The sequence below is a fragment of the Endozoicomonas sp. ONNA2 genome (assembly GCF_024606365.1).
Lineage (GTDB): Bacteria > Pseudomonadota > Gammaproteobacteria > Pseudomonadales > Endozoicomonadaceae > Endozoicomonas.
The window spans coordinates 1-10,727 of sequence record NZ_JAHHPO010001183.1 but is presented as its reverse complement, the minus strand read 5'-3'; the positions used below and the strand labels follow the sequence as shown (position 1 = coordinate 10,727).

Here is a 10,727-nt window from a genome sequence, read left to right as displayed (position 1 = left end):
GGCATCATCTTCTGAATGATGGACTCTTTGAACTCTTCTGAATAGCGGGCCATTGATCACTCACTGGACGCCCCTGTTCCGGGAGGCTGTCCGAGAATAGACTACCATCCTCGCTACGGGCGCTATTCTCGGACAGCCTCCTGGTATCTAAATTCAAGAGAGGCGACAACTATGTTGGCACAGGAGAGCAGTTACTATGCAAGGCACAACGCAGGAAACTTAACCGTAGCTATATGACCGGAGTTGTATCGCCGCAGAGTGACTACCCACTTAGTCAGAAATACGATTTCATTTAGTTAACTACTTACAACACATGCGACCACGACTAACCACAATAGTTCATTACAAAAGATAAAAAAGACAAACCTGGTAAAGATGACGAGAGAAACGGGTTGATGAATTCAGTTCAATTTACTGAGATTTAAACAAAAATAGCCACTCTGGCCATGACCTTGCGCAACAAAAAAAAGGGGAATTATTTCGGGACAATTCCTGACTGGAGCTGCCCGGGAACTCAGGCAGAGAATTACCGGGCAACTGTTTGGTGAGCCCATCCAATGTTTGCGACTACCAGGGGCTGCAGCCATATTGAACTTAAGTACATCTGCTTATGGCCCCTGGAAATCAAGGGTCAGCAGGATTTCAGCAAACAGTTACGTTATTGAGTATCCAGTGCCGGGAATGATTTAACCAGCTCATCCAGTGCTTTCATCTGAGTCAGGAAAGACTCAAGCGTGGACAGGCGCAAAGCCGAAGGACCATCACAGCGGGCATTGTCAGGATCAGGGTGGGCTTCCAGGAACAGTCCTGCCAGACCAACCGCCATACCGGCACGGGCCAGTTCTGTCACCTGGTGCCGTCGACCACCGGAAGCGACACCCATGGGATCACGACACTGCAGCGAATGCGTCACATCGAAGATAACCGGTGCACCGCCACTGACCTGCTGCATGGTATGAAAACCCAACATATCAACCACCAGGTTGTCATAGCCGAAATTGACACCTCGCTCACAGAGAATCAGACGATCATTACCCGCTTCACGGAATTTATCCGTAATATTCCCCATCTGGCCGGGGCTGAGAAACTGCGGCTTCTTGATGTTAATGGCTGCACCGGTTTTGGCCATGGCTTCCACCAGGTCAGTCTGGCGGGCCAGAAACGCCGGTAACTGAATCACATCCACCACTTCTGCCACTGACTGGCACTGATAAGGTTCATGGACATCGGTAATCACCGCAAAGCCGAAGGTGGCTTTCAGTTCCTGAAAAATTTTCAACCCTTCATCAATGCCCGGACCACGATAAGAGGCGATTGACGAACGGTTAGCCTTATCAAAAGAAGCCTTGAAAATATAAGGAATGCCGAGCTTTTCAGTTACCCGTACATACTCTTCTGCCACCTTCATGGCCAGATCTCTTGATTCCAGCACGTTCATCCCGGCAAACAGGACAAACGGCAGATCATTAGCAACCTGAATGCCATTAACATCAACAATTTTGCTTTTCACAAACGTTCCTTAAAGGTTTTTAGAAAAAAACCTGCAAAAGCAGGTATCAGCCGCCCGGCTTCAGTCAGAAGCGTGCTTGAAAGCCTGCGCTGCATGAATAAAGGCAGAAAACAGGCCATGGCCATCCCGGGGCGTTGAGGTAAATTCCGGGTGAAATTGACAGGCGACAAACCATGGATGGTCAGGAATCTCAACGATTTCTACCAGGCTACTCTCTTCGCAATCGCCTTCTGAACGACCAGCGATGACCAAGCCAGCGTCCTCCAGGGTCTTGACGTAATGGTTATTCACTTCATAACGGTGGCGGTGGCGCTCGGTAATAACATCCTGACCATAGGCTTCACGGGAGAGTGTGCCGACCGCCAGGTTACAGTTCTGGGCACCGAGACGCATGGTGCCACCCAGATCAGAGCCCTCATCACGCTTTTCAACCAGACCGTCAACGTCGATCCACTCAGTAATAAGACCAACCACCGGATGGGCCGCCTGGCGATCAAATTCCGTACTGTTCGCCCCTTTGAGACCGGCAACATGGCGAGCATACTCAATAACCGCCACCTGCATGCCAAGACAGATACCCAAAAAAGGAATCCTGTTTTCGCGGGCATAGCGCACAGTCTGAATCTTGCCTTCCACGCCACGGTGACCAAAACCACCGGGCACCAGAATGGCAGACACCCCTGCCAGAGCAGTAACACCATTCTGCTCGATGGTTTCCGAGTCGATATAATGAATATTGACCCTGGTTCGGGTTTTCAGACCGGCGTGTTTGATCGCCTCAATCAGCGACTTGTAGGCATCCAGCAGTTCCATGTACTTGCCAACCATGGCGATGGTGATTTCTTCGGAATAGTTAAACTCACGATCCACCACATCGTCCCACTCAGAGAGATCCGCTGCCTGACAGTCCAGGTTGAAGCGGTCCACAATGATCTGATCCAGACCCTGCTCATGGAGCATCCGCGGAATTTTGTAAATACTGTCCGCATCTTCCAGGGAGATAACCGCACGCTCTTCGACGTTGGTAAACAGGGCAATCTTGCGCCGGGCCGAGGCATCGATGTAATGTTCGCTGCGACAGACCAGAATATCTGGCTGAAGACCAATGGAACGCAGCTCTTTAACCGAATGCTGGGTGGGTTTGGTTTTGGTCTCACCGGCAGTTTTGATGTAAGGCACCAGGGTCAGGTGCATCAGCATGGCACGTTGAGATCCCAGCTCCACCTTCAGCTGACGAATGGCTTCCAGAAATGGCTGGGATTCGATATCACCCACCGTCCCGCCCACTTCCACCAGGGCGATGTCCGCATCACCGGCACCATTGACCACCCGACGCTTGATCTCATCGGTGATGTGGGGAATAACCTGTACCGTCCCCCCCAAATAATCACCACGGCGCTCTTTGCGCAAAACGTCCTGGTAAATCCGGCCAGAGGTAAAGTTATTGCCCTGCTTCATGGTGGTGCGGATAAAACGTTCGTAATGACCCAGGTCCAGGTCAGTCTCGGCACCATCTTCGGTAACAAACACCTCGCCATGCTGGAAAGGGCTCATGGTACCCGGATCAACGTTGATGTAAGGGTCCAGCTTGAGCATCGTCACCCTGAGACCACGGGCCTCAACAATGGCGGCGAGAGATGCCGATGCGATGCCTTTGCCTAACGAGGAAACAACACCGCCAGTGACGAAAATATAACGCGTCATGCTTACCTGCTGTAAATATGATAAAAGCGGGGTGAAAAGAGAGACTCAAGATGGGATATCAGGATACCAAAACCGCCAATTAACGTAAAACCGTTATTACATCAATACAGCCCGTAACCTGTGCCTGACGGAATAACGGGTGCCAATCACCCGGGCGCTTGCTCTGATATCAGAACAACTGACACTCATGTTATCAACCCCGGGGATAAAAACTGACAGTTCATGGTCTAAGCACAACAACAAGCTGACTTACACCAACACTCATCATCTCGTTGAGGTCTATTTATGTCTCCTTTACATTCTGGAAACACTTTAAGGTACGTTACCAACGGAGCCACAGGCAACAATGGCGCCTGCGGTGCCAAGGGTACATTCGGCGGTAATCGCGGGCATGACGGCGCTCAGGGAGAACACGGCCAAAACGCTCGCGCACTGAATGTTGCAATAGCAACCTACAATAACGTTATTTTTGTTCGAGGGAACCAGGCATCAAATGAGTTCAATCTGTTCGATAGAACAGTATCAATCTCTCTTGAAGCCCGTGGCGGTGATGCTGGCAATGGGGGCAACGGCGGTGATGGGGGTAAAGGGGTAACCGGGTCCAAGGGGAAAAACGCCACCCGATTTCGGATGGGTCAAAACGGGGGTCAAGGCGGCCCCGGTGGCAATGGTGGCGATGGCGCACGAGGTGGCGATGGTGGCAATGGCGGTAAAGTAACCCTCACAGTAGCACCTTCGCAAACCGATTTGCTCATGCTTTTCAACACTCCTGACGTTCGCGGTGGTGCACATGGCCGGGGTGGAAAAGGCGGAGATGGTGGCCCGGGAGGAGACGGAGGAAAAGGTGGGGAGTCACACCGGTATATCAGTACTGAGACCCGCACTGACTCAAGTGGGAGGACTCAAACACGTTTGACAACCCATTATCAACCGGGAGGATTTAAAGGCCCCCGTGGTTTACCGGGTCAAGATGGACGTAACGCCCCTGATGGACGTTGCGGAAATTCTGGCAGTTTTCAAATCAATGATTACACCAACCAGTACCCCGGGCCTTATGACCTGTCTGTTACTGCCTCCAGACTGTTGCCAAATAAGCCCGGCGATGATGGTTTTTTCGAACCCGGCAAACAGGTCTCTGTTGATCTGTCAGTCACGAATACCGGTCAAATGCCTACACCAGATCCACAGCCAATCAGAATGAGCCTCGTGGATAATAAATGGGTCAGCTTCAACCCCCGCTCTATTTTCAACCTCCCTTGCGCTATACCGCCTGGCCAGGAAGTTCACCCACAGAATCGCCTGGAATTTACCATTAATAAACCTCAAACAATACCCACAGGTGAGCCGCTGCATGAAACGGGTGTCGCCAACTTTTGCGCCACTGTTGGACGGGTTGAGCGACAGTTCTCAAAAGTAGCCACAGAGCAAAAAAGGTTTCTCGTAAGATATCCAGCGGATATCGATACCATAGAAGGAAGCCAATCAATCAGCCGCGATGAAGAAGCCCTGCTGTCGGTAAAAGTGAACAATATCTCTCCGAAAGCCCTTGGTTTGCAGGGCAGCCAACAGCGGTTGCTCAAATTGAACTTTAAGGCGGATGCCAATAATACCCAGACGAGAAGCGCCGACGTTACTTTTTACAACAGAGAAGGTGTACCGTTCAGTGGTAACGAGGGGCTCACGAAATCGATTGATGAACTTCCTCCCCATGGTCAGGACAGACTTTCAGGTTCGATCAGATTCAGAAATCCTGAACAGCCCCTATACACAAAAGCCACACTATTCGCAGAACTCCAACTGGGACGCCTGGATTGCCCGACAGATCCCCAATTGGCGGAAGTGGTACAACGAAGAGTGTTTGAAGTTCAGCTTGCCGAGGGTTACCAGTACAAACCTGATGCAGATTTTTTGCTGGTTACCAACGCCGACACGTCTTTGCCAGAATGGAATCAATGGAAAACCCTGGCCGCTCGACTTGGACTGACTTTTGCCACCTGGAACAGCTCCCTCAACAACGGGATAAGCCTGTTCCATGAGCTGCAATCCAGGGAAACCGAAGGGCATCATCCACCCCATCTTGCTGTCGAAACCGACACTGCACCGTTGCCCGCGACCGGAGAGCATGCAGATACCGGCGTCACGTTAGTTGATCACTTTAAAGACAAAACCATTGTTTTTCTGAATAATGACGATACCTGTGTAAAGACCCTTCCACCCTGTGATCTTTTCAGATCTGCCAACAGCGGCGTCAGAAGCTACATTGTGGGGCCAGACGCGATCAGGGAAGACCTGTTTTATCCGGAAAAGGATCTCGCCGCAAACCTCAGCGGACGTGCGAGGAAAACGGTAATAAAGAACGACATCCGCACTACGAACAGATCAGAGGCCAGACTGATAAAAGCAGCAAAAAAACAGGCTGGAAAATTGCATAAAAAGTGGCCTGAAAAAAGATTTACCGTCGTTTACCACTACGAAGATCTACCGCTACCAGGAAAAAGCCTACCCATCGTCGGAAAATACGGACCAAAAAGAATTCAGCTTGGCACACTGACCTCCATTCTTTCGCCGACGAACAATATGTTTGCCCATTTATCCAAACAACCCGGCGCAAGCGATCGCTCGGATTACGTCCTTGATCCGGGTAATGTCTATGGCTTGCTAAAAAGTCTTTCCATGGAGAAAAAAATTCAGCTGGTTCAAAACACTGTCACTGAAAATCGGGATACCTTGAAAAAAGCCATACTCTCAGAACTCGTGGATGAACATAAAACGTTCAGCCGGAAAAAGTGGAAAGGCAGTATCGCCAAGAGCGCATTGAAGAAGCGTTTGACCTGTTTACAACAAGTCGTGAATGTCAGCTATTCTGAGACCGGAAGTAAAGAGCTGATACAAGAGATACTTACCGAATTTCGTGCTTTTGCTGCCCGAATGCCCACGCTCAGGGATAAATGGCGCAATAGTACCCAGCGTAAGCTAGCCAACGTTACCAAAAAAATGATCGATGGTTTCAAGCAACAAGGGGATATTGACCCTGCAAACTGGCAGGAAAACTATAAAGCAAAGAAACAGGTTTTTGCCACGATTCACCGAAAGGATTTATGGCGTCACTATCAGGAGTCTGACGTTTTGCCAGTCCCTCAAAATGGTCTCAATGATCCGAACCCTGTGTTTGATTTCAACAAATTACAAAATCCATACGAAGCCGACCGGGTATCCCGGGTTGCGGAAAACAGTCACTATTTCAGAGACCAGGAAGAACGTTTGCGGGCATTGGAAGCACTGGAAAACGGTAACTTAAACGATAACAATCCGTGACGGATGGCTGTTGTATCGGAACTGTTTACTGAAACCATATTGACCCGTGACTCCCAAGGGCTGCAGGAATATGTACTTTATTTCAATATAGCTGCAGCCCCTGGTAATCAAGAACATTGGATGGGATCAAAAACAGTCAAGTTTTACCAATGGAGAGCGAAACCATCCCTCTCGTTAGCGTAATAGCCATCACACACCCAAAGACCCGGCGCAGCCACCATTTGATCACCCGCAAAAACCAGGGGCAGATAGTCTCTTAGCCAAGGTGGCACTTTATAATCCTGCAGCCATTTTTTCAGAGTTTTTCGGCCCTGCCGTCCGGCAATGGCAAACTTTTCATTGCCTGATATATGGCAACGACGTTTCAACAGTAACGGTTTTTGTGGCAGTCGGATGGCCCTGCCGGTGCGCTCCTGTTCGGCACTGCAGATCAGCGACCGGTCTCCCAACACCACGACCGGCTCTTTTTGCCAGTCCCATATCATGGGCTCAAACGCCTCCAGGTTTACTTCTTCCAGCACCACCAGCATTTGCTGATGACGAGTCAGGTTAAAGCGAGTTGCGACTTTCAGCAGAGGCTCAGCGTCAATGCGAGCCTCAATCACTTCATCAAAAATCTGTTCAAGGGTTTCTCTGGCGGGGGGTTGTATGCCCTGCAGTTTCAACCATTCGCGAACCACCCGACGCTGGGCACTGGCATCAAGGGCCTGCAGAGTTGTCAGGTTAAGCAGCGGTTGCCGGTCAAGCAGCCATTGCGGGCGATATTCAAGACACACGGCCAACTGTCCGGCAGTTTGCTGTTGGACAGCCTGATTCATCTGCCCCACGTCCCGGACAAATTCAACCAACCGTTCCGACGCACCCGGCCAGCGCCCTTCAACCATGGGGATCAGCCGTTGTCGCAGAAAATTACGGGAGAAGCGCTCATCCGTATTACTGTCATCTTCAATAAACGGGAGGTTATTGGCCCCGGCATAATCTTCAATAGCTGATCGAGCCACACTCAGCAGGGGCCGTAACAAGCAGCCATTACCCAGGGATCTTTGTTCAGGAATCCCCTGAATACCATCAACACCGGTTCCCCGGAATAACCTGAGCAGAACCGTCTCAGCCTGATCATCTCGATGATGCCCCTGCAACAGACAGCCACCCGCTTCTACGGTTTTGATAAATACCCGGTATCGAGCCTCTCTGGCTGCCTGCTCCGGTCCATAACCGTCATTTTCCAGAATAACTCTGGCTATGGTCAGCGGCACCTGCCACTGTTCACACACCCACTGACAGTGTTCCGCCCACTGATCAGCGTAGCGGCTCAAACCATGATGTACATGAACGGCACGCACATCAGCAGTACCGCTTCTGTAACGCAGACAGGTGAGTAAATGGAGTAACACGGTAGAATCCACACCACCACTGAATGCCACCGTTAAGGGGCAGGGTAACTGCAGGCGGGAAGATAGTTGCGCAAGCACCCACTCAGGACTGAGTGGATGACAGGCCCCTGCACTGTTTTTGGCAATGGTTGATGAACCCTTTTTTGAACTCAAAGCGCCCCGAAATCCCTGATTTTCTGGTAACGTTTTTCTAACAAGGTATTGCTGTCCAGTGCCGAGAGGATGTTCAGCTGCTCCACCAGCGTTGCTTTCAAACTGGCAGCCGCAGCTTCAGGATCCCGGTGGGCACCGCCCGATGGTTCTTCCACCAGGGTATCCACCAGACCCAGCTCTTTTAAACGACCGGCTGTTACCCCCATGGCTTCAGCGGCGACAGAAGCGTACTCGGCTTTTTTCCAGAGAATGGAGGCACAGCCCTCAGGAGAAATAACCGAGTAGGTTGAATAACCCATCATCACCAGATGGTCACACACGCCAATGGCCAATGCGCCACCGGAACCACCTTCACCGATCACCGTGGAAATCACAGGCACTTTCAGGCGTGACATAACCGCCAGATTGAAAGCAATGGCCTCACTCTGCCCCCGCTCCTCTGCGCCAATGCCGGGGTATGCGCCTGGCGTGTCAATAAAGGTCAGAATGGGCATATTAAATCGTTCCGCCATTGCCATCTGGCGGCAGGCCTTGCGGTAACCTTCCGGTTTGGGCATACCAAAATTCCGGCGAACTTTTTCTTCGATCTCACGCCCCTTCTGATGACCAATCACCATCACCGGCCGACCATCCAGTCGAGCCATACCACCAACAATGGATGGATCATCGGCAAAATGGCGATCACCATGGAGTTCATCAAACTCGGTGAAAATGTGGCGAATGTAGTCCAGCGTATAAGGCCGTCTTGGGTGTCTGGCCAGCTGAGCTACCTGCCATGAAGAAAGGTTGCTGAAAATGGCATCCGTCAGATTGCGGCACTTATCCTGCATGGTGGCGATTTCTTCAGTAATATTCAGCTCTGCATCACTGCTGACCAGCCTGAGTTCTTCTATCTTGGCTTCCAGTTCGGCAATGGGCTGTTCAAAATCCAGGTAATTCGGGTTCATGAAATCCACTTATCATGGCCGGGTAGTAAATAGCGATCAAAATACGTAAACACCGCCAGAAAGTCGAGTTAAAAAGCGTAATCACCTGTAAACAAGTCAACGGTATGCAAGTTTCCAGCGGCAGACAGAACGGTGGATAATTGACCTGTTTTTCATCAAGACAAATCCACCGCAGTCCAATCCATCGGCTCAGGTTCCGCCTCTTCAGGTTGTGAATCCGGGAGTTTGTGTGCTTTGCGAATGGTACTGAAAGAGTCAGACCCAAACCCCAGCAACGGCCGGATGAAAGTCGCCAGGTCGGTGCCTTTACAAGCCAGCTCAAAAGCAGCCAATGCTTCTACATAGGACTTTCCGCAATACAGGGCAAATGGGTGAACCTCAGACTTGGCTTGCGAGTCCTTACAATCCTGATACTGGATTTTTTGGTGCTGATGATCGAGTTTAAATAGCCGCGCACATTTGTCAGGCCTCAGCGTTCTGAGGAAAAACATACCATCATCCATTTGACCAGCATATATTGAATAAGGCTCTTTCAACCGACTAAACGTACTTGTTGAACGTCGATAATAATTACCTTTATAGAATTCATCGAAAACATAAACACCTGTTAGCTTTTTTAAAACATTGCCACATTCTGTGAAATTCTCCTGGCCCAATGTTCCATCTGCACATCGGAAGTATTTCACCAAACTGCCAGGAAACAAGTTGGGCCTGGAGATTTCAAGTTTGTCCATATTCCGAAATACCAATGCAGGCGATCCTGCTGACGCTGTGTTGGTGTCGGCGCGTAACGGCTCACTTTTGGCTGGCAACACCCCGGTTTCTGGCGGTTTTTCATGGGTTTTACCGGGCTGTAGAGGATCGTCTTTAGAATATTTCAGCCTTTTTTGAGCAGCTGCATCGGGGCCAGCAAGATTGAATGAAAATTTGCCTGACAACTCTGATCGGGACCGGAATTCATCAGGCTGTGGTATTTCCCTGTTAATGATTGGCTCTATTTTCGCCCTTTTCCGTGGTACTGAATCAGTGTCGGAATCGTCACTCATTAGCCTTTTTCGAGATTCCACCGCATTTCTGCAATTAGACTGTGGTAACAGCGCAGTAGCGACAGGAACAGTGCTGGTGGGCAGGTTGTTAAACTTTGCCTGATCGGCTGTTACTGGTTTGGTTTCTTGCCTCACCCGGTTTGATAACGGCGTTCGGTGAGCAGTAGCGGGATCCATAGGTAGTTCCTCTCGTAAGGCCTTCTCTAAATATATGATCATTTGCTGTTCAGGCAACCCGGAGGCGACAGCATACAAAAAAATACAGGATTCCATTTGGTATTACCGTATCAGCAGAAAGAAACAGGTTTACATATCCTGCAGGCTCAGGTACGCAGCCAAAGAGCCGTGCCAGTCTGCGATCAACAGAACCGCAGAGAATAGGCTTGAGTCGCATTAGAATAAAGATGCATCCTCTTCCGCAATGGCAATCCGCTTTGGGTCTGCCGGTGGTCTTTGCGGGACTTTCGGTTTTTGCGCTTCCAGGATTGCACTAAAAGAGTCAGACCCAAATCCCGGCAGCGGCCTGATGAACGTCGCTATTATAATGGTACCTTTACAAGCCAGTTCAAAAGTTGCCAATGCTTCCCATAGTTACAAAAAGAACTTTTTGGACTGATAAGTGTCGTTTAAATCAGCCTTGATTAGAACGATCGTAAAG

Annotated in this window: 6 protein-coding genes; 1 reads left to right on the top strand and 5 read right to left on the bottom strand. The window is 50.2% G+C overall.

All coding sequences use genetic code 11. The annotated features are described in order from the left end of the window. Positions 1-658: 658 nt before the first annotated feature. A complete protein-coding gene (kdsA, locus tag KDK14_RS20840; protein ID WP_257267162.1) occupies positions 659-1,510 on the bottom strand; it encodes a 3-deoxy-8-phosphooctulonate synthase in 852 nt (283 codons plus the stop codon). 60 nt (positions 1,511-1,570) lie between these two features. Next, positions 1,571-3,214 (bottom strand): CTP synthase, encoded by a 1,644-nt coding sequence (locus KDK14_RS20835; RefSeq protein ID WP_257267161.1) that lies wholly within the window; start codon positions 3,212-3,214, stop codon positions 1,571-1,573. A 285-nt stretch (positions 3,215-3,499) separates the two neighbouring features. On the opposite strand from KDK14_RS20835, the gene KDK14_RS20830 reads away from it, so the two are divergent. Then, positions 3,500-6,529, top strand: coding sequence for a hypothetical protein (locus KDK14_RS20830; RefSeq protein WP_257267160.1), 3,030 nt, complete (start codon positions 3,500-3,502; stop codon positions 6,527-6,529). Between the two features lie 143 nt (positions 6,530-6,672). Here KDK14_RS20830 and tilS read toward each other — a convergent pair whose 3' ends face one another. The 3 genes from tilS to KDK14_RS20815 form a co-directional block, all read right to left on the bottom strand. Next, positions 6,673-8,076 carry a tRNA lysidine(34) synthetase TilS gene (tilS, locus tag KDK14_RS20825; RefSeq protein WP_257267159.1) on the bottom strand — a complete coding sequence of 468 codons (1,404 nt, stop codon included), beginning with the start codon at positions 8,074-8,076 and terminating at the stop codon, positions 6,673-6,675. Beyond that, positions 8,073-9,023: an acetyl-CoA carboxylase carboxyl transferase subunit alpha gene (gene accA, locus KDK14_RS20820; RefSeq protein ID WP_257267158.1), complete on the bottom strand. Its 951-nt coding sequence runs from the start codon at positions 9,021-9,023 to the stop codon at positions 8,073-8,075. The genes tilS and accA overlap by 4 nt, the downstream gene beginning before the upstream one ends. Before the next feature lie 155 nt (positions 9,024-9,178). Then, on the bottom strand, positions 9,179-10,246 hold the full coding sequence (locus tag KDK14_RS20815) for a hypothetical protein (protein ID WP_257267157.1): 1,068 nt from the start codon (positions 10,244-10,246) through the stop codon (positions 9,179-9,181). Positions 10,247-10,727 lie beyond the last annotated feature (481 nt).